We start from the raw sequence: 21,225 nt of genomic DNA, 5'->3' as shown, positions 1-21,225 counted from the left end.
GTCAACTCCCCAATTCCAGTTGGTTCTTCACTAGCCTGTAATACAACCCCTTCCGCTCCGTCAGTTCGTGATGGGTACCTTCCTCCGCAATGTGTCCGTTGTCCAACACTACTATCTTGTCGGCATCCTTCACCGTACTGAGGCGGTGAGCCACCACCACTACGGTCTTCCCTTTGTAGAATTCATGCAGGTTTTCCATAATCTCTTTCTCGTTGTTCGCATCTAAGGCGTTGGTAGCCTCGTCGAAGAAGAGGAATTCAGGATTCTTATATACGGCGCGCGCTATCAGCAGGCGTTGCTTCTGCCCCTGGCTGATGCCGTTACCCTCCATGCCGATCTTGGTGTTATACCCCAGCGGGAGGGAATCTATGAAATCACGGATATTGGCCACCGTCACGGCATGGCGCAGCCGCTCTATGTCTATCTGCTCCTCTCCCACGGCAATATTCTGCGCTATCGTTTCCGAAAAGATAAAGCCGTCCTGCATCACGGCTCCCGTTCTGGCACGCCACAGGTGAGGATTTATATTCTCCAACGGCGTATCATTCACTTTCACCGCCCCCTTGTTGGGAGAGTAGAAACCGAGCATCAGCTTCACCAGCGTAGTCTTGCCGCTGCCGCTGGCACCTACAATCGCCGTGACCTTATGTTCAGGAATCAGCAAAGACACATTCTCCAGCACATAGTCCCGGTCCGCCCCGTCATAGCTGAAGGATAGGTTCTCTATCCTTATATCCCGCCGTTCGGGCAACACCGACAGTTTGGAAGCGATATCCTGTTCCTCGTCCGGCTTGCCATGCACCTCGTTCAAACGCTCCAAGCTTATCCTGGCATCCTGAAGCTGCTGCGCAAACCCTATGAAGGAGGCTACGGGCGCACTGAGCTGGCCAATGATGTAGGTAAGAGACATCATCATACCCAGAGTCATTTGCCCCTCCACAACGGCCTTGGCGGCCATAAACGAGATGATGATATTCGTGGTCTGGTTGAAAAACACGGAACCCACCTGCTGCACCTGCCCCAAGGCCAACCCTTTCACGCTGATCTTGAACAGCTTTACCTGTATTCGTTCCCACTGCCAACGTTTCTGTGTCTCGCAGTTGTTCAACTTTATCTCCTGCATGGCGGTCACCATCTGTACCAGGTTACTCTGCTCTCCGGCAGCCTGTGCAAAGCGACGGACATCCAACTCTCGCCGGTACTTCAAGAAGGCAAGAATCCAGGCTATGTACAGGCTGTTACCCAGAAGGAAGATTCCCAATACCGTCAAGTTGTAATAGCCCAGTACAATGGCAAAGATGAAAAAGTTGACAAAGGAGAAGAGGGTGCCGATGGAGGAGCCAGTCAGGAAGGTCTTAATACGGTTATGGTCACCGATACGCTGTATGATGTCCCCCACCATCTTCGTGTCGAAGAAATGGAGCGGCAGTTTCATCAGTTTTGCCAAGAAGTCCGAAATAAGGGAGATGGAGATACGCGTGTTCACATGCAGCAATATCCAGCTACGGATGAATTCCACCGAAAGTTGCGATACGGAGATTACAATCTGCGCCACCAACACCAAGGTGATAAAGCCAAAATTCCCGTCACGGATACCCACATCCACCAGAGCTTGCGTAAGGAAAGGTAATATGAGTTGGAGCAGACTCACCACCAACATGCCCAGTACCAGCTGTACCAATTGCTTCTTGTAAGGTATCAGGTAACGAAGAAAGAAGCGCAATCCTCTTGCTTTCAGTTCTTGTTCGTCGTCACCGGCATAGAAGTCCGGAGTAGGCTCTAGTGCAAGTGCCGTTCCTTTTTCTTCTCCGTCCGATTTGGTAACTAGCCAGCACCTTCTCAGTTCCTGTTCATTATAGGTGACCAACCGGCTTGCCGGATCTGCTATTTTAAACCAATATTGCCCTCTCTTTTTCCTCACATCATAGCAAACCACAAAATGATTCTGGTTCCAATGCAGGATACAGGGCATGGGAACATCTTCCACCAGTTGTTTAAAAGAGACACGTACCCCCGATGTTCTAAAACCGATAGACTCTGCGGCATCGCTGATACCTAACATAGAGACACCGTTACGGGAAATAAAAGAGCGGGCACGTAAAGACTGCAATGAATAATTCTTACCATAATATTTGGCTATCATGCGCAGACAAGAAGGGCCACAATCCATGGCATCCAACTGAGTATATAAATGGAACTTTCCTCTCATATTTCCGAAAACTACTTATTTCAACTTAAACCTCACTTTCAGTAAAAGACTAAGAGGACGTAATTCATACTGACTAACGTAAGTGCTCATTGCGGAATAAGTGGTAGATACATATCGCTTGGCATTAAACAGGTTGTTACATTCCAGTTCCCATTCGGTCTGTTTATATTTATACCGAACCAATGCATCAGCAAAAGCCATGTTCCGGTTACCAGCCTTATTATAATACTGATAATCTACATTGAAGTTTATGCTTAGCGCTTCATTCGGGAAAATCCAAAGCTTAAACTCATGCGAATGACTGCGCAGGGGCGAATCACCCTCCAAGGTACTCTCCACCTTTTGTTCTGTACGTGACCACGAAAAATCGTAAACCCAATTTACATACCTGCAGGGAGTTGTATTGAAAGAAAAACCTGCAAAATATTTTTTTGAATTGTAGGCTTCCGCCTTGTTTTGAATGAATAGTTCGTTATCACTTTTACTGAATCCCGCAGAAAACCCAACCTTGGTTCGCCAGAAACGGAAAGTTTTGCTGGCACTGGCATACAAACGATAAGTATCCGCACGGGTCGGTTGGTCAACAAATGTTTTAATGCCTACAATATTCTCATAACTATAGCCGTAAAAAAGATTTTTCCAACTATGTTGATAACTGCCTGTCACATTGAAAAAAAGCATGCGGATGGCATCACGATATTCTAATGACAGATGTCCTCCGCCTACACTGCTTGCAAACAGCCTATCTCCCATATTGCGAAGCAAGTTCCTGTACGATTGCAGGATATATCCAGTGTAGGCATCATTCATATTGCCGTATGATTTCCGGTAATATCCATTCAGCACCACCTTGAAAGACGGAGTAAAGCTATAATCGGCAGTCAACGCAGGATTCACAATCCATTGCTTATAATTTACAGAAGAACCGGATAAACGATTATTATTGGTAATGACAGAAAAATAAGTAGGGATTGTCAATTTAATCCTCAACCGGTCATACTTCTTATAAGTATAGTCTTGATCCACTCCTATCTGGTAATTGTTATACCAAAGATTATTCCTCATACTATCCGCAGCCGGAAGAAACATATTATTCCCGTCTCTTCCGGTCAATTCGGATGTCAGTTTACGAAGGTTCATATTGAAGCGGGGAGTATAATTCAAACTGAAATCGCCCAAGTTCAATCCGTATGAGGTGTGCAATGTAGCATTCATATTCCTCTGCACCACCTCCTGACTCAAGACCTCCAGTGAGTCCCCACTGAAATAATAGGCAGGGGTTATACAAAGCCGATGCGGACGATCATTGTAGTCCACATTGAAACGGATACGGAACACATGGTTATTAATTCGCTTCATCATATTCAATGCATTGGCTACAGAAAAATAAGGTCGGTCCAGATGTTGGAATACAGCACTGTTCTCCGTCCGGCGGTTGCTTGTTGAAAGAGCGTCAGTATATGTCCGGTTCCACGAAGCTTTGGCCTCCAGCTTATTGGAAAAGAATTCCCTATCTTTGTTCGAACGTGCAGATAATTCCATCGAAAGATTATTTTCTTTGGAAACATTATTTACAGTTTCTTCAATAACCAGCGGAGTGTCATCCGGCAAGTATTGGACGGACGAAGAATACCCCTCCTTGTCCAACCATTCATTGTAATAGTTGATATTCGCTGTCAGCTCCGTTTCCTTAACTTTAAGAAGCTGATTCACGGATATGCTATTAGTCCTGTTGTCAATATAGCGTTTCCTGGCAACATTAGGCGTCCCCGGCTGGGTAACCGACAATATACTTCCGGTAAAGGCAATGGCCGCACCTGTGTCATAATGCTTCCGCAATTCTTCATCCGCCGTATGCCCGCTATTATTCCCTTTATACATGGAAATATGCTGCCTGTTACGGGCAAAGTGCATTGCCGTCAATTCGGCATTCCACAATACCGGTTTATATCCGATACCGGCCAGTGCATTGACTGTCCAAATGCCTTTCGCATTATCCTTCAACCTCAAATTGATGGCAGTCTGATCCGAGAACATCGGATTCGCTTTAATGGGCTGATGATTTTCATAGACTTGAATGGAAGCGACGTCTTTAGCTTCAATATTTCGGGTAGCGACATTATAACGTCCGCCCAACATATCCAAATCTTCTATATAGAAATTGCTGATTTCCTTCCCATTATAAGAAATACCCCCTGACGAGGACACTTCAATACCAGGCAACTTCTTCATGACATCCTCTATGGTACGGTCACTCTGTCCTGCAAATACCCCCACGGCATAAGTCAGCGTATCGCCCTTACGGCGTACCGGACTGGCGGTAACAGATACTTCTTTCAGTTTATTTACCTTCTCCACGACAGTAAAGTTTACCATAGCAGAACAATTGGGTATGCAACGTGTCGTTTGTTCTACCATCAGACCGCGTACAACAACAAGAATAGAATCTCCGCTTCCCTTATAAACCGCTTTATATTTTCCGGCATCATCCGTAGAGGCAAATCCCGCTATGGTGTTTGTTCCCAAACGCTGCAAGGTTACTGTCGCCAAAATAGGTTCTCCTTTCTTATTTTTTACCGTACCGGTAATTATTGTTTGGGAATAAGCAGACAATGCTCCCATTATCAATAAAATTAAAAAGGCGATTCTATTTTTCATAAGCGTATGATATTAAGTTCTTGAATCCATTTGCATTAACACAAACTCTAAACACATACCGGACAGGCCGTGTAAAGACACATCCTTACATGCCTTACTATATTTGTTCCAACCCGGTAACATAAGGATATCATAAATAGAAGCCGGAAGAATATCCCTTTTCCTTTCATAAAACAATATATATTCGACGTATGTCTCCGGGCATGTATTACACAATCCCTCCTCCAACACCGTTTTTGCCCGATTATACAATTCACAAAGAAAAGCTGGAGAAAACACTCTTTCGGAAGAATCCGCCGTACCATATAGACGACAAAGAACATAACGTAAAATACCACCCAGACCATACTCCAAATCTAAATTCGTCATTCTACCAGGAGCTATTTCCATGATTTTCTGGTCAAGATCAGACAATATTTCATTGACATTACAAGAAATAAAATGCTGCTGGGATAAATAACAGACTCCCCAACCAATCCCTAATAAGCCATCTGGTATATTCAGAGAGCCATCAATACTTGCTTGCCCTATAATTTCATCCAAAAAAGTATCTGCCAAGGTTGTTATATAACGATTTTGGGTATATCGCGCATAACAATACAGCAAAATAGTAACTCCCAATTTACCATTTACCAATCCTATTTTACCAGATTTGTTGATACTATTTACAATGTATAGAAGACATTTCAATAAAAACTTCTCTTTTTTCTCTATTGATTCCTTTTCAACAACTTTACGGCTTCGGTTTAAACGTTCAAATACAGTAAATTTTTTTGTACTTATTCGTTCAAAAGCTTGTTTGGCCTGCTCTATATCATCAAAATTTTCATAAAACAACCTCCAAGCATCAAAATTCTCTTGCAAATATTTCACCTTTTCAATAGCAAACAATTTCTTTTGGTACTCGGCCGGACAAAGCAGATGACTAATATACAACCTATTGTATATTCTTTTTTCAGTATAATGCTTATAAGGTGAAGATTGACGATAAAGATGTCCGATTATCACATCAGGCATTAGCCTGCATTTCCCACCCTCCAACCAAGCTTTCATACTAATCAATACTTCGTCATTGCCATAATGCAAAAGTCCCTGTAACCCATGTAAGTGCAACCAATATCTTTTTGAAGCTGCATAGCCAGCCCCCAATATGCAGGGTATCAATTGCATATCCGTACTGTTTACCGAATCGACCAACCAACTTACATACGCCCATTGTGGTTCCAAGTAATCCACCGGGGTATAGAAATTAACATAGGCTCCACAAAATATTTCTGTCTGCCCTCTTTCTATGATTTTTCCATCTATTTCCTTCAAAACTTTTGTCTGAGCACAAAGGATTGTTCTGGGGTCTTCGTCAAGTCTTTGTACTATAGCAGACACCCACTCCGAGTCATAAAACCGCATGTGCGCATCCAACAATAAGAAATAGTCCGTTCTACACAGGCCAACCCCTATATCCCGAGTACCGGCAACTCCTATACGCTCCCGATTAAGTACATATTCTACCGAATATTTCCGAAGACAATGTTCATAATCATAACCATCGTCAGAAGCGTCATTGATAACAATAATATCTATATCATCTTTGGAATGATTTCGAATACTTCTAACGGTGTTCTCCACCTCCTCGCCTTCATTCGCAAACGGAATAATTATGGTTAGTTTTTTTTTCATCATCATAGATTTTAAAGTTACAGATTATTCACCGTACATAAATCAAATCGTTTTAAGTAAAACTCATAGTTAGAAGGTGGCGGACACAAATAACGATAAATACAAGCCTTACACGGAATTACTTTGTCCCTAGTATATTTCCAATAAGACTCTCCACCTGTCATTTCTTTCCGTATCAAACATAAAACATCTTCTCCGATAGTCCCAAGAGAATTTCCGTTCAAATTAGCATACACTTTCTTGTCTGGGGTGATGAATAATTGCCCCCAACAATTGGAGTTGATGGTTTGGTTACAAAAAATATTCTGCTTAGTAAGAGACATATGAGATAATTCATTGTAGGATGTAAACACATTCTCGCTGAAAAAGTCCAGATTAGAAACATTGCTTGTCACAACAGGCACCAAATTGTAATACTCTATATCATAAGTTTCCACAATCCTTTGTGCCTGTTCCCATTCGTTCTCTTCCCGCAACAAAAAAATCCACCGATAATCAATCCCTCCGTCTTTCAACAAGGATTCTGTCTCTTGAAATGACTTAACATCTGCAAAATATAGTCCAAGAGAAATTTTCCCGGAGGAAGTATATTTTAAGACTTTACTTACACCTTCCACATCATTTCCCCGAAAAAAGTAAGTAAGCGGAATGTCATATTGAAAAAGTTTTTCCAATAGAAATTCTAAATCGGGATAAGCAGAGAGTTCACCGCTAACAATATTTATTTGTTGAAGATACCTTATATTGTTATTATCCAAAAAGGAGCAAATATTACTCACCTCCAAACGAAATTCCGAGCTTATAGGGTAGTGCGTTTGCTTATAATATCCGGTTTCCTCTTCTGACATTCTTTCTCCCCCCAACAGGAAAGTCACTTCATGAAAATTATTGGCTATATTTATCGGACGGTAGTAAAAATCGTCCATGCGTCGCTCTTCTAATTCATGCCGTAGATTCAATATTGGAGGAAGGCTGAAAGGTTTCTTATCTATAAAGGCCAAAGAGACTATTTTCCCAATATGATTGTTTACGATACGATTAAGCCATTTGCAAAAGACTGTATCGTTTTCGTCTTCTGGATCTATAGCAATCGTGTACATATTATTAAAATCATTTATACGAAAACAATATTTCAACAATAAAGGAGTTATTTCAAATTGTACAAATGAAGTATTCTCACAATTATAAAACACTCCCAGTGTTTCCGTAAACCAAAGAAAAGTATCAGGATATAAAACTATAGATTTATACATAAACAATATTTTTATAGATTATACAAATAGAGTCCTTAACTTCAAAACATTTCTTCCATCATCCGTTGATATATATGCGGATTCTCTGCCAAATAATTTAAATGTGAAGCTATTAATTCTTCATATTGTTGCTTATTAAGGAAGTTCGGACAAGAAGGATTATCATCTATACCACTGACATAAAACATACATTGCTCACATATTGGTTTAGCATAACATTCTTTACAATGGTTATAAATCCGTTTATAATAATCTGAATATTTTTTAGCGATATACTCAAAATCGATATGTACTCTATCTTCAGCTATATGTCCTAAACTAAATCTCTGATTAATACGCTCACAAGGAAGCAACTCACCTTTTACTGTAACAAATAATTTCTTATCGAACGGAAAGCATGTCCCAGTTGGAAAAACACGCCCTTCCTTTTGAGGGAGGAGTGAATTATATGAAGAAAAACTATTACCACTTAAACTTTTTAAAATAAGAAAAGCAACTCTGTTTGTCGGATTTTTAGCAAAATCTATTTTGTCAAAAAGTTCCTTACTTGTTTTTTGGGATAATTCTCTTCTTACTGATTTGTAAATTTTATTAAATTTATCCCTTTGAGCCTCTTGAATACCAAAATCATTAACTTCTGCCACCATCGGATTTTTACCAAATTCTTTCAAAACAAACTTTTTTATACCTAATAAATCCCCCCGATTTGTCAACACAGAATTAAATGCTACATACTTGTCAAAATATGCAGGATACTTCGATTGTAATTCTTTAATATTCCCAATCACCCTATCAAAAGAATTTTGACCATTCCAATCTACACGATAACTATGTGCCATTTTATTGCCATCCAAACTAATAACAAGATTAAATTTTTTTTCGACCAAAAAATCCATATATTTATCAAGTAGCATAGCATTAGTAGTCATAGTGTATCCAAATCTCCGTTTTTTCACGGGATGTTCCTCAATATAAGAAACAACAGATTCTATAAATTTAAAATTCAAAAGGGGTTCTCCACCATAAAAACCAATAAAAGTCTCTCTTATATCATAGCCATTATCATGCGTAACCCAAAGGTCAAACAGATAATCAATCATTATTTTAGCCATAGAAAACGGCATTTGAGTCCGTTCTTTATGTGTACGCATATTATAAAGAGAGCCATAACCGCAATAAGTGCAATTCAAATTACAATAAGTTGTAACCTCAAAAACTAATTGCCTCAAATTGACCAATTTAAAAACAGGCACTGATGCTGACAAGTTGAATTGATAACCATTTTCTTTGTAAATATCCATTGTCTCTATTTTATGTAAATACCTAATACAAGGGGAGGTTCTCCCTTTTTATAGAAAAATCCCCCTTGTTTTTCACACTATGCTATAGCAGGCACAATTGCATCTTCCAATCCGCCAGTGCACCTACAAATCGGATCATTGGTTCCTGTTCCGGTTATATTGCCATCAAAATTAGCATTCATATTAGCCTCAGTGCTTGCCCATTCTCCACAAGAGCCACATTTACAGGCATTACCACCAAAAATCAATTGTTGTTGCTTCTTTTTAAGTTCAAGATGGTTCAACTCAGACAAAGATATTTTATTAAATTTTTTCATGAATAATACATTTAAAATTAACAATTGCATTCCAAATTTTCAAGTAACAAAAATCACTTCTATTATCATTCTTTTTCGCTTTTATTTATTTTTAGTCCATCCTAACAAGACTTCTCAATAAGCTTGCGAGACTCTTTGAGAATTATACATTTATGTCAGTTATTTTAGTTCTATCGGATTATATGGATACAGTAACGTGGATACAGCATCTGTCATGCCTGTTAACTGATAATAGTTTTCACAGACACTCTTCAACAACTTATCAAGTTTCAATCGGGTAGTCTTCTGATAATCTTTATAGTTATCCAATAGAATAATAGGATATTCCTGTGAATGTTGTTCTATGCCTACGCATTCAAACACATATTCCTGCCTATCATCATATACCTTTAATATTAACCCCGGCAATCCACTGAACTTCCAGGGACCCTGACTGATAGGAATATCTACGGTAAACCATGCCGTATAACTACGCCCCCTAAAATCGCACACTGCCTTTTGACACAAATAACCGGCTATTTCCTGGGTTTCTTCTTCTATTTGCCAATCCTGCACAGGTACAGGTTCTGTATAATAGCTATTATATTTCCTCAACATACGTCCACTAGGCATACGGCAATATTCTGTCATTTCATTTTTAGACAAGTCTTTAAAAAACTCAGAAAATAAATTTCGCGACCATCCTTGATGTTTCCCATCAATTTGCATACTAATAAAAATATTACCACCCTCCATTGGAAAACTCACACCATAAATTTTACTGCTTATCATAAATTCAACAGTCGCAATAGAATCTGCTTGAAAAACATTATAACCATAATATTTCACATAGTTTTTACCAATTTCCAACCGTTGTAAGTCATCATACGTTTGCGGGTCAGCGATATCCTCCGCATTAAAAGCATACAATATACGAACAGTACCATGATCTATAGTTTTATACTTAGAGACATTCCTACAAGCAGGCAGCATTGGATTTAAGACTTTACCTTTACTCTTTATACTATAAGGTGACAACTGTTCCTTTTGTCTTTCCGTCCTTTTTTTAGCCTGTTCACGCAACAATTGCAGTTCCTTATTATTCTCATCTATCTTAAATTTTGTTTTTTGCGCATTTCCTGCCATTGCCATCAGCATAAGAAAGAAAAAGGTTACAAATGTTTTCATAAATATTATCTTTTAAAGATTAGTCAGTTCTACTATATATCTCAACGTTCACTACCCTAGATATCTATACACTCCTAAATAGCCCCCAAAAATATTTTATCATCAAATGCCAGACTTTCAACTTACTTTGAGGCTGAAGCAATAAAAGATAGTCATGAAAAGACAAAAGATATTTATAATATGTGGCAGCCTTCCGATAATGCCATATCACCTCCTCCCTTGCTCCTTTTGCCATAGCCAGACCTAACATGCGTCTATGATAATTCATATAGACATCGTCAGTGATTTCTCCTTCTACCGTATGAATAAAACGGATGCACGAACCAAAGTCTATCACTTTCGGGGTATCGGACAGATAATAAACCACAGTAGGCTCTAACTTCGGATACAGTCTGTATTTCCTTCCATAACGCACAACAAAATCATAATCCTGATGCCGCCTTAAACTTTCATTCCACAATACATCCTTGGCGCTTGATGCTGTCATCACCAAGGTAGAGGTCTGAGCACCGTATCCTGTGGTCAGTAAAAAATCAATAATGGATTCTCCCGCCTCCAACGCACGGGTAAAGACTACTCTATCAGACTTGCTACGTAATATCAAACTACCATAAATGCAGTCTACCTTTCTTTCCTGCAAAACCGTCAAAGAAGTTTCCAAATGATTCGCCAACCATTCATCATCGGCATCAAGCATAGCAATATACTCGCCACGACTGTGATTTATACCATAATTACGTGCTACATTGGCATTTTGATGGGGAAGGCAATAGTAATGAATCCTACTATCCGCCATCTTTTCAATAAGCGCCCTGCTGTTGTCCTCTGAACCATCATCCACAACCATCACCTCCAGATTCTGATAGGACTGAGCCAGAACGGATTTTATCGTCCTTTCAATAGTATTACAACTATTATATAAAGGCACAACAACAGATATAAGCTTACTTTCTTTCACAATTCTTTATAACCGCCATACCGGTTTTCATTTGTCGCAAAAGTAAGGCATATTTATGTTATCGTCAAAAATGAAGCAGGACATATTTTCATAGCTATTTACCGCTGTAAATCAACATTTTGAAAACAACATCAAAGATTTAGCAGGACATTTTCCGAGGATAGAATGTCAAAAAAACATATAAATTTATTGTACTATCCAACTCCAATTTTTCTTTTAAACGTTGCTTTCGTTTCCTAATAGCCTCCGGCCCGCAATCAAAGACAGCCATCAATTCTTCAAAAGAAAAGCCCAGCTTCATGAAAGTCGCCAAGAGCAAGTACCCGTCTTTCAACTTATATTCATTACGCAAGTGGGTAGCAAAATTGTCAAACAACAAATCCATATAAGCAAAAAGCTGCCGTTTTTCCTCCAAAGTCATATTCTCCACAACCAAGAGATGCCCCCTCAGCTGCAGCAAGATGGTTCTTCCACCCGCATAAGAATTCTCTCTGGCTTCTTGGTTTTTATTGACTAAAACCTGTATTTCCCGCTCCAACTTTCCAATCTGTTCTCTAAAAGTATCCTCTGCCAATGTTCCTGCCCGTTTCAGATTTTCTATCCGGGACTGATATTCTTCTATCGTCTTCTCGTTAACACTGATGACTTCTTTATGCAGCCTCATCGCTTCATACAAACGCTTCTCATAAAGATACTTACGGCGAGCCAATATTTTATATACGGTAAACGCACCGGCACTTATCAAGAAAACCAACAAAACCATTCCACCCAAAAGTTGCATTTGCTGACTCTTACGAAGTACTTCTGCCTCTAACCGCAACTTTTCCACCTCATATTCCTGTTGTAACTTTCGGATACCACTCCGCAGCCTCTCGTCCTGCACCACCTGTAACAATGAATCGGATTTTTCTTTGAAAGAAAGGGCTCTCTTATATTTTCCTCTTCGCTTTTCCAATAAATAAAGATAATGATATCCCCCAAACCGCATATTTCCCTTATTCCACGACAATATATTTTGAAAGCATTTTTCAGCCTCATCTATACGCCCTTGTTGAGCATAACTGTCCCCTTCCGGCGAAGTGCAATAATAAATCACGGGAGTCTCCCCTCTTTCATGTCTGATAGCAGTCCGAAAGCATTCCATTGCCTCAGAATAATTTCCCGAATTACTTTCCATCACCCCTTTAAGATGCATTAATGAAGGAAAAGCAGGAGAAAGGCTGTCACCATTTAAGGCAGAAATTCCAAGATCCACATACAGTCTCACACTATCCTGTTCGTGTCTGCCCTCATAAATCCAAGCTATATTACGATATATATACGCAATGCCTAATGTATCGTGCGCCCTTTGGTAACAGGATATTGATTTCCGATAATTTTCAAGTGCCATGTCATGCATCTTCCGGGCATCGTTTATCCGGCCTATATATTCATACACCAATCCCCGCAACTTATACTCTCCCGTTTTCTCCAGCCTGGCCAAGGCATCCAGATAGGCTTGCATAGCCAACGTGTCCTTATCCTGCAAAGCCGCCACCTTGCCATAATAAAAAAGAGATTTCCCTGCTTTTACGTCATCATCCCTGTCCTTATAATAATCCACCGCAATCCCTATCAACGAATCGGACTGTAAACTGTCCAGATAGTTCTTGTCACGGGCCTGTGTCAGCAGCAACGCATAATCCGCCCGCTGCTTCCCACGGAGTTTCCCGGGATGAGATATATGATGCAACAGAAACAACGCACTGTCGGGATGCGTTTCCATAGAGCTCTCGGCCTTATCCAGAACATCAAACACCGCTTTCTCGGTGCAGGAACTCCATAATCCGCAAGCTAGTAAAAATCCTATCAATAGTGTATTTTTCATTTTCTCAGATTGCTATATATTAGGAAAACACCATTACAGATGATGATTTCCGGTTACAAAGTGTTTCTGCAAATGTAACGGAAAAATGCCAAACTTTCAACTTACTTTGAAGCTGAAGCAATGAAAAAGTCACACCCTCACCACTCGATAAACCACCCCTTTGTTCGTCCGTTTCGACTGTGCTCCATTCTTTTTCAGTATCCTGCCGAAAGTGCTCACATGGCTGCCGCTCAACTTTATCTCCCGGTTCCGTGCATGCAGCACCTCCAATATCTGCATCGGCGAGAGATACTCGCCCTCTTCACCCTCCCCGGGCAGGCGGAAGCAGCAATGAAACTGCTGCTCCAACGGACTGAGTTGTTCAAATTCACGGTTGGTCTCTTTCAGAATCGCCTCATCCTCGTCGTTGAACCAGTAACGTTCCCCCTTCACGATGTCATGCATGGCCTGCGCATACAGCTGCCTATAATTTATCGTTACATCCGTACGGATGGGCGCCGTTACCTCCACACAAACAAAACGACGGCTGCCGCTAGTATCTGTAAGCAAATCTTTATGGTTGCTTGTGCCGATGAACGAAGCATAACGACGTACCTCCCGAATGCTGCTGCCGTAGGGCTTGCGCAAGTTCGCCACCGGCTTCTGCAACAGATGCTTCAAAAACCCCTGCTGATTGACGCTGATTTGATCGAATTCGTCTATATTCACCAACAGGAAGCGCCCCAGATACATCTCCGCATCGCGCTTGCTATTGAAGTCCAGGCTGTCCGTATAGCCGAAACGGAGTTCCGGCGGCAACAATATCCTGCAGAAAGTACTCTTGCGGTACCCCTGCGCACCTATCAGCAAGGGCGAGGTACTGTTGGCGTGAAGCTTGTCCGACCCGCGCCAATGCGCCACCATATTGAGAAACCAGCGATAAAAGAACTCCCTCCAATGCGGATTGTCGCACGGGACGAGGTCGGCCAAGGCACGGATGCGGTCTTTGCCGTCCCAACGGCCTGTATCGCAAAGATATTCTTCCACGGGGTTGTAGAGGGGGATACGGTTGGAGGTGAGGTAACGGGCAACGTCCCTGTCCCACACGCGGATGCCCTCTTGCAACGCATCCAACGCCACACTGCTGCGGGCACGCTGGTCCATCGGCCGGAAATAAAAGTGGATGGAGTCGCGTTGGCGATATTCCAGGTCGCCCATCAGCTCGTTGTAACGAATTTCGTAACGGCGCTCCATGAATTCTTCCAGTTTCAGGCAAGTGGATTGTTCCGGAGTGAGTATGCTTTTCTTTCCGAAACCCTTACATTCACGGTAAATGTTATGCAAGGTGGCACGCACCGTCTGCTCGTCCGCCTGCCTGTAAAAATGCACCAGCACTTGCCGCACCGCCTCCTCTTCGGGGATGCCCGCCCGGAAACACGGCTCGCCCAGGTGCACCAGCAAAGGGTACAGCTCGTCACCTCGGCGCCAGTTCTCCAATTCGTCCAACGCCCTGCCCAACGCCGTTTCAAACAATAACGTGAAGGTCTGCGACGATTCATATCCCGGCTGAAGGCGCAGCAAGGGATTCCGTTCCGCCAGCTTATGCTCCCCGAAGGTCTGCTCGGCAGGCATGGAAAGGGGTTGCTCCAGGCAAAAAGGTACAGAGGAAGGATTATAGTAGGGCGCGCTGTCCTGCGTCATGCGGAAACTGTCCGCAGGCAAGGGCTCTTTCAGCAGAATGGGAAAAGGAAGTATGGGCTGGTAACACTGCACCGCCATGCGGTAGGCATGTGCATGAAACAGACTGACTTCCTCCGGCCCCTGCGGCAGGCTACCGTCCGGCAGGGCAAAATTCACCCATATCTTCACACTCCGCCCGCTGCTTCCGGCAAAGGCGGCACAGGTCTGGGGCAGAAGCGCAGCCTGTCTTTTCACCAACTCCACCTCCGAAAATCCGGAAAGCCGCTGCACCTCCAGCATCACGAGGCCGTTGTAGTGCTTCAACTTCCGTTCCCCCTCCCTGGTACGCCCCCACTCCACACCGGGACAGACACGGGGCAGGCGGTCTATATGCGTGTAGCTTCCATGATCCGTGCCGAAGCCATAGGCCAGCATGGTGCGCAAACCGCTGACATACTTCCCTTGGGTCTCCGTCTTTATCCGTTCCATAAAGGCACCCGCCTCGCAGGTGACGAGACTCTCTCTTCCGGTGTCCGCACCGGTTCTTATCAATGTGATCTTCACTTTCTATCTGTTTTTGAAAATATCAAACACTAAAAGGACTATTCCCTTAGCTTCCGCAAGGTACGGGAAAAAGTCCATATATCCAAATAAACAAAGGCATTTGCGCGCATCAAGAACAACGTTTCCCAACGTCTGAAAGATAGACAAAAGATTAAGAAAAGATTAATCATAAACTTGCATTTGCCTTATACATTTTGTATCTTTGCCTTATGCAAAGCCTCGTCCCACGGGCGTGTGCCCGACGGGGCAGGTACGTGTGCCCGACGGTTCACGTGCCTGTGCCGGACAGCCCGGGGTCGTGGGACGAAGTTTTGCATAAGGCTTCAAGGCATTCTGCACTACTCTTTCCGGCATCATATACCTATGGAAAGGAGAAAATACACCAATGTCCCGAAACTCCAATCTATAGATTCAACCTTTAAAACAACAAGCTTTATGGCAGCAAAGTACGATTTCAAACCCATGCCGCACGCTAAAGGCGACGACAAACCACAACTCATGTATCCACGCATCGTAAACAAAGGGACCATCGACACCGAACGGCTGGTGAGCGACATCAGCCACATGTCCAGTTTCACGCCCGGCGACATCAAAGGACTGCTCGCGGCATTCGAGGACCGCATTTCCTATTATCTTTCCGAGGGGCACCACGTGCAGATGGGAAATATGGGATTCTTTTCCGCCGGACTCACCGCCCGCCCCGTAGAAGACAAGGGTGAGATTCACGCACAGAGTATCAGTTTCGGGAAAGTAAATTTCCGCGTGTCGCCCGCCTTCCGCAAGCAGTGCGGCGGATTTCTGGAGCGCGTCCGCCCCGGATATGGTTTCCGGCAAAGCCAGGAAGTGAGCGGAGGCGAACGTTACCGCCGGCTGACGGCGTATCTCGACACTCATCCCTTCATTACACGCAAGGAATATAGCGGAATTACAGGACTTTTGAAGAACAAAGCGCTGAATGACCTCAATTTGCTTGTTAACAAAGGTTATTTGGAAGCAATGGGAAGAGGGTCTCACAAAGTTTACGTAAGGCCTATGAAACAGGAAGTTACAGAAGAAAATTGTTGATATTAAAGAAAAAAAAAGTGACGGCAAGCAGTTGCCGTCACGTTGCCGTCACGCTTGCCGTCACTACGCAAATGCCGATGGAGAGGGAGTTTCAGGACAGCAGTGACGGAGTGACGGCAAAATATGAAAAAACTCCCTGTAGAGAGAATATCACTGAACGGCTATCTCGGCAAATCCCATGGCCTCGCCGGGGACAATCATCCGGGTGGCCTTCAAGAGGATGTAACGGGCCGTGACCGGAGTGAAATACACCGATTGCATGACCGGATTGTTCTTGATGTTGGAAAACTCACCGGCTTTCACCACCCGATTGATGCGACCGGCATCCGTGCCCACCGACAGTTCATAATTGGCGATAAGTCCTTTATTCGGTTCTCCCTGGTCGGGCAGGAAGTGGAAAGAAGAAACGGTACGTTCCTTGCCCAAGTCGATGACCAGGCTGTCACCGTCTATGAAGAGAGTAGTCTGCCCGTTGCGGTCGGAAGCAGCCGCCATTGCTTCCTCCGACTTGCCCGGCAGGCTGAAAGACATGCTTTGTATCTGTTCTGCCGGCACTGCATAAACTACGTCGGCTCCTTCGCCCGCATCATAGACGCCTATATTATTGATGCACAAAGGACCGCGGGAATCTGTAAAACGAATGCGGATGCCATCGGATACAACCGTCTCGAAACGCAGCAAACGCTTATAGCCTACCGTGGTCGTTTCTTCATTCAGACGTACAGGAAGCCATTCGCCGCCCTTATCCTTATATTCCACCACAAAAGATTTCACCCGCTGCCCAAGCGGGATATATTCCTGCAGCAGCATACGGTTCATGCGCTGAGGCCGGCGGAACGAAAATTCCACATCAGCGGCATGTACCCCGTCTTCCGTAGCCCAATACGTATCATAGCCGGTATCCGTCATGGCAGATGCCGTGAACTTGCCGCCCCGTTCGTTGGAAACCTCCGGAACCACGCCTGCCACCAGGTTGGTCTTCAATTCTTCCTGCACAAGCTGATGAAACTTGACGGCATTGGCCGAGTCCACCGGATGAATCAGTCCGTTACGGTCAACGGGGAAGTTCAGCAGAAGCGTGCCGTTATGCCCCACACTGCGGTAATACAGGTCAACCAGTTGTTCGGGAGTCTTGACGCGCCCGTCCTCTTCGGGATGGTAGAACCAGCCCGGACGGATGGATACATCACACTCCGCCGGAACCCATTGATTGCCGTCCGCATGCCCGTATTGCAACTCCAGGTGCTTGTTATAGCCGGGATAGACCTCTCCCTTGCGCAGAAGCGACCAGTTGGTAGCACCGGCAAAGCCCCTTTCGTTGCCCACCCAACGGCATCCGGGACCTCCGTCGGAGAAAACCACCGCCTGCGGCTGGATACTGTCCAGCATCTCATAAATACGCGGGTAATTATAATAGTTCCTGCGGTCTATGGTACGTGCTTCCTTGGCGCCTCCATACCAGCCGTCACCGCCATTGGCGCCGTCAAACCAGACTTCGAACACTTCACCGTAATTGGTCAGCAGGTCACGCAGCTGCGCATAGAAATAATCCAGATATTCCGGCGTGCCGTAATTGGCCTGATGCCGGTCCCACGGAGAAAGATAGACGGCGAACTTCAGCCCGTATTTCCGGCAGGCGTCCGAAAGTTCGCGTACGATATCGCCCTTCCCTCCCTTATAAGGAGAATTGGCTATGCTGTAGTCTGTACCCTTGAAGGGCCAAAGGCAAAAACCGTCATGATGCTTGGCGGTGAGGATCACTCCTTTCATGCCGGAGTTCACCAAGGTCTTCGCCCACTGTTCGCAGTCCAGCCGGGCAGGGTTGAAGGTAGCGGGATCGGAATCACCATATCCCCATTCACGGTCATTGAACGTATTCAGGCCGAAATGGATAAAAGCGTATGTTTCCATTTTTTGCCACTCCACCTGTTTCTGTTCGGGAATAGGCAAAACTGGTTCCGGCGCCTTGACGTCCGGCGAGGAACAAGAGGCTACAGCCAAAGCTACAGCGAGACTGAAAGTCATTGATGCAAAAGATTTCATAGCATTACATTTAATTGTCAATGACAAAATTACGGAAAAATATTCATTCCTGCCACAAATACACGGCTTTAAGAGAGAGAAAAGTCTGCCGGCTCAATTTTAATCACTACATTTGCAATGTTCTTAAAACTATCCCGTATATGGCACATCGTCTTAACACCAACAAACAGTTTATGGTAGGCAACGGTATTCTTGCCTTTGCCGTCATCTTCGTAGTCGTAATCTTCGTTTACATGAGCATGAGGCTGCAACAGCGAAAAGCGGAAGACAGGGTTTTCAATGAAGTATATACCATCACCCTCACCGGCGGGTTTGCCGGCGACTCCACCTCCATTTTTATCAATGACAGCCTGTTGGTCAACCGGAACATCACCGAAGAGCCTTTCACCATCGAGGTAAAACGCTTTGCCGAACAAAGCGCACTGATGATTGTCAATAACGCAACGGAAAAACTCTCATTATTCGAATTGAGCGAGAAGGGCGGAAAATACCGCTTCGAAAAAGAAGGGGAAGAAGTAAAGCAACTGTCACAAGAGCAATAGTCCGGCTCAGATACCTGTGCGGCATTGCTTCAGTTCTTCCCGCAAAGCTTGCGCCCGGCCTCCGGTCAGCCGGTCCAGCAAGGCCCAGAAGCGTTCTCCGTGGTTCATCTCACGGGTATGAGCCAATTCGTGCAACAGCACATAGTCTATCAGATGCCCGGGAAGCAATACCAGATAATAGGACAGGTTAATGTCGCCCCGGGCAGAACAACTCCCCCAGCGCCCGCTGCTGGAATTTATCTTCACACGCTTATAAGGAAGGTTGTGCTGCATGGAGAGCATGTACAAACGGGGAGGTAAAATGATCTTGGCATTCCGGCGCAAAGCCTCCTCAATGACTTTGCGAAGCCAGGTTTGCAGGGACTTATCCGAAAAGTCGGCACCCGGAGGACAGATAATCTGCATCTCTCCAAGTTCGGAACGCGACAGGAAACGTTCTCTCTGCCCGCCGACCAGCGTCAGTTTGAAGTACTCCGTGTCAATCCGGTAATTCAAGTCGATCAACGGACGGGAGTGCCTTTCTTTGGCAACCTTCAAACGCGGGCGCAGCTGCTCTATAGCCTTCTTCAGCTCTGTCAATGTGGTACCGGGAGGTATAGTCACATATACCCCCTCCTCCTTCGTGCGGAAAGTCAAGCGTTTTGCCCGGACGTTTACCCGGACAAACAAACGCCCCAGTTCTTCATCTTCCAATATGCGTTCTGGTTCCATCAAATTCTTTATGAAGGAACAAAAGAACGAAGAATTGGCTGAAAAAACAAGTAATTGTTTATCAAAAGCGAACAAGGTGTCCGATAACGAACACCCAGACACTTTATCTACACGCACTGTATCAACAGGTTACATTTATGGCACAGAAATTGGATATAATGCAGCAATACAGGTTCTTCAAAAAAAAACACTTCAATGTGCAACTTTTGGAGAACGGTTCACGTCTAATGAGTAAATACAAAATCTAAAATAACAAACGAATATGAAAAGTTTAACTACATTCCTCGCCATCATCAGTCTGGCATTCTGCACGACCGCTTGTTCACAGCAACGTACGGTCAGTACAGGCAGCATCTTTGGAAAAACCATCAAGGCCAGCAAGAATTATGTAACCAAAAAGATGAAAATAGATAAGTTCGAAAAAATCTCCGTGGCCGGCAGTATGGATGTGAGCTACAAGCAAAAAGCGGGTTCACCGGACCTGGAAATCTATACTTCTGACAATATCATCGACTTGCTTGACATCCAAGTGAAGGGCAGCACGCTGCACATCGGATTCAAAAAGAATACAAAAGTATCTTACGACAAACTTGAAGTGCGTGTCACTTCTCCCGATTTAAGCGGCGTTTCATTAGCGGGCTCCGGAGATTTCATCTTTGCCAACGGACTGAAAACCGAAAACGACCTTTCAATCAGCGTTGCGGGCTCGGGAGACATCAAAGGGCAGGATATCAGTTGCAGCCACATGAAGGTTTCCATCGCGGGTTCGGGAGATATCAACGCACAAGCCATCACGTGCAACAGCCTGAAAACATCTGTTGCAGGTTCGGGCGACATACATATCAAGAACATCACGGCCACGGATGTAGAAGCCAGCATCGCAGGTTCCGGAACAATCGTGCTGAGCGGTACCGCACAAGATGCGTCTTATTCCATTTCCGGTTCGGGAGATTTATTTGCAGAAGGACTGGAAGCCCAGAAAGTCAATACCTTCATTGCCGGTTCGGGTGACATCAAGTGCTTTGCCACAAAGTTCTTAAAAGTCCGTACCAGTGGCAGCGGCAGTGTAGGTTATAAAGGCGAGCCGCAATTGGACATTCCCAAGAAAGGACTGTATAAACTCTAACCGGATGGTATAATAAATCCGGAAATCAATCGATATAGACCTAAACAAGATTCTCTCTAAAAGATTATTTTAACAAAAGGCATAAGGCTTCCGTGAGGAAGCCTTATG

16 protein-coding genes are annotated in these 21,225 nt (G+C 44.0%); 3 read left to right on the top strand and 13 right to left on the bottom strand.

Translation table 11 applies throughout. The features are described from left to right. Window position 1: 1 nt before the first annotated feature. From HMPREF9446_RS14115 to HMPREF9446_RS18790, 11 genes are all read right to left on the bottom strand, one after another. Window positions 2-2,209, bottom strand: a complete 2,208-nt coding sequence (locus HMPREF9446_RS14115; protein WP_039969687.1) for a peptidase domain-containing ABC transporter — start codon at window positions 2,207-2,209, stop codon at window positions 2-4. A gap of 15 nt (window positions 2,210-2,224) precedes the next feature. After that, window positions 2,225-4,867 (bottom strand): carboxypeptidase-like regulatory domain-containing protein, encoded by a 2,643-nt coding sequence (locus HMPREF9446_RS14110; RefSeq protein ID WP_009126388.1) that lies wholly within the window; start codon window positions 4,865-4,867, stop codon window positions 2,225-2,227. Between the two features lie 12 nt (window positions 4,868-4,879). After that, a complete protein-coding gene (locus tag HMPREF9446_RS17965) occupies window positions 4,880-6,550 on the bottom strand; it encodes a glycosyltransferase (protein WP_009126387.1) in 1,671 nt (556 codons plus the stop codon). Window positions 6,551-6,561: 11 nt separating this feature from the next. Continuing rightward, on the bottom strand, window positions 6,562-7,797 hold the full coding sequence (locus tag HMPREF9446_RS14100) for a TIGR04150 pseudo-rSAM protein (protein ID WP_009126386.1): 1,236 nt from the start codon (window positions 7,795-7,797) through the stop codon (window positions 6,562-6,564). A gap of 41 nt (window positions 7,798-7,838) precedes the next feature. Next, on the bottom strand, window positions 7,839-9,098 hold the full coding sequence (locus HMPREF9446_RS14095; RefSeq protein ID WP_009126385.1) for a radical SAM peptide maturase: 1,260 nt from the start codon (window positions 9,096-9,098) through the stop codon (window positions 7,839-7,841). 77 nt (window positions 9,099-9,175) lie between these two features. Then, window positions 9,176-9,415, bottom strand: coding sequence for a TIGR04149 family rSAM-modified RiPP (locus HMPREF9446_RS14090; RefSeq protein ID WP_157243335.1), 240 nt, complete (start codon window positions 9,413-9,415; stop codon window positions 9,176-9,178). A gap of 159 nt (window positions 9,416-9,574) precedes the next feature. After that, window positions 9,575-10,582: a GLPGLI family protein gene (locus HMPREF9446_RS14085; RefSeq protein ID WP_009126383.1), complete on the bottom strand. Its 1,008-nt coding sequence runs from the start codon at window positions 10,580-10,582 to the stop codon at window positions 9,575-9,577. 64 nt (window positions 10,583-10,646) lie between these two features. Continuing rightward, window positions 10,647-11,540 (bottom strand): glycosyltransferase family 2 protein, encoded by an 894-nt coding sequence (locus HMPREF9446_RS17960; protein WP_009126382.1) that lies wholly within the window; start codon window positions 11,538-11,540, stop codon window positions 10,647-10,649. 139 nt (window positions 11,541-11,679) lie between these two features. Then, window positions 11,680-13,407, bottom strand: a complete 1,728-nt coding sequence (locus tag HMPREF9446_RS14075) for a tetratricopeptide repeat protein (protein WP_009126381.1) — start codon at window positions 13,405-13,407, stop codon at window positions 11,680-11,682. A 129-nt stretch (window positions 13,408-13,536) separates the two neighbouring features. After that, on the bottom strand, window positions 13,537-15,630 hold the full coding sequence (locus tag HMPREF9446_RS14070; protein ID WP_009126380.1) for a BT4734/BF3469 family protein: 2,094 nt from the start codon (window positions 15,628-15,630) through the stop codon (window positions 13,537-13,539). Between the two features lie 207 nt (window positions 15,631-15,837). Further along, the gene (locus HMPREF9446_RS18790; RefSeq protein WP_009126378.1) at window positions 15,838-15,987 is read right to left on the bottom strand and encodes a hypothetical protein; all 150 of its coding nucleotides are present in this window, start codon (window positions 15,985-15,987) and stop codon (window positions 15,838-15,840) included. Window positions 15,988-16,065: 78 nt separating this feature from the next. Here HMPREF9446_RS18790 and HMPREF9446_RS14065 point away from each other — a divergent pair, with 78 nt between their 5' ends. Then, window positions 16,066-16,695 carry an HU family DNA-binding protein gene (locus HMPREF9446_RS14065; protein ID WP_039969685.1) on the top strand — a complete coding sequence of 210 codons (630 nt, stop codon included), beginning with the start codon at window positions 16,066-16,068 and terminating at the stop codon, window positions 16,693-16,695. A 150-nt stretch (window positions 16,696-16,845) separates the two neighbouring features. Here HMPREF9446_RS14065 and HMPREF9446_RS14060 read toward each other — a convergent pair whose 3' ends face one another. Then, window positions 16,846-18,720, bottom strand: a complete 1,875-nt coding sequence (locus HMPREF9446_RS14060) for an alpha-L-fucosidase (protein WP_245532289.1) — start codon at window positions 18,718-18,720, stop codon at window positions 16,846-16,848. A gap of 158 nt (window positions 18,721-18,878) precedes the next feature. Here HMPREF9446_RS14060 and HMPREF9446_RS14055 point away from each other — a divergent pair, with 158 nt between their 5' ends. Further along, on the top strand, window positions 18,879-19,280 hold the full coding sequence (locus HMPREF9446_RS14055) for a hypothetical protein (RefSeq protein WP_009126375.1): 402 nt from the start codon (window positions 18,879-18,881) through the stop codon (window positions 19,278-19,280). Window positions 19,281-19,286: 6 nt separating this feature from the next. On the opposite strand, the gene HMPREF9446_RS14050 is transcribed toward HMPREF9446_RS14055, so the two are convergent. Continuing rightward, the gene (locus HMPREF9446_RS14050) at window positions 19,287-19,991 is read right to left on the bottom strand and encodes a YgjP family zinc-dependent metalloprotease (protein WP_009126374.1); all 705 of its coding nucleotides are present in this window, start codon (window positions 19,989-19,991) and stop codon (window positions 19,287-19,289) included. A gap of 262 nt (window positions 19,992-20,253) precedes the next feature. Here HMPREF9446_RS14050 and HMPREF9446_RS14040 point away from each other — a divergent pair, with 262 nt between their 5' ends. Next, window positions 20,254-21,117 (top strand): head GIN domain-containing protein, encoded by an 864-nt coding sequence (locus tag HMPREF9446_RS14040; protein ID WP_009126372.1) that lies wholly within the window; start codon window positions 20,254-20,256, stop codon window positions 21,115-21,117. The last annotated feature ends 108 nt before the right edge of the window (window positions 21,118-21,225 follow it).

Origin of the sequence: Bacteroides fluxus YIT 12057 (genome assembly GCF_000195635.1) — a bacterium.
GTDB classification, from domain to species: Bacteria; Bacteroidota; Bacteroidia; order Bacteroidales; family Bacteroidaceae; genus Bacteroides; species Bacteroides fluxus.
The sequence above is the reverse complement of the archived record's forward strand: the minus strand, read 5'-3'. Positions and strand labels throughout refer to the sequence as shown.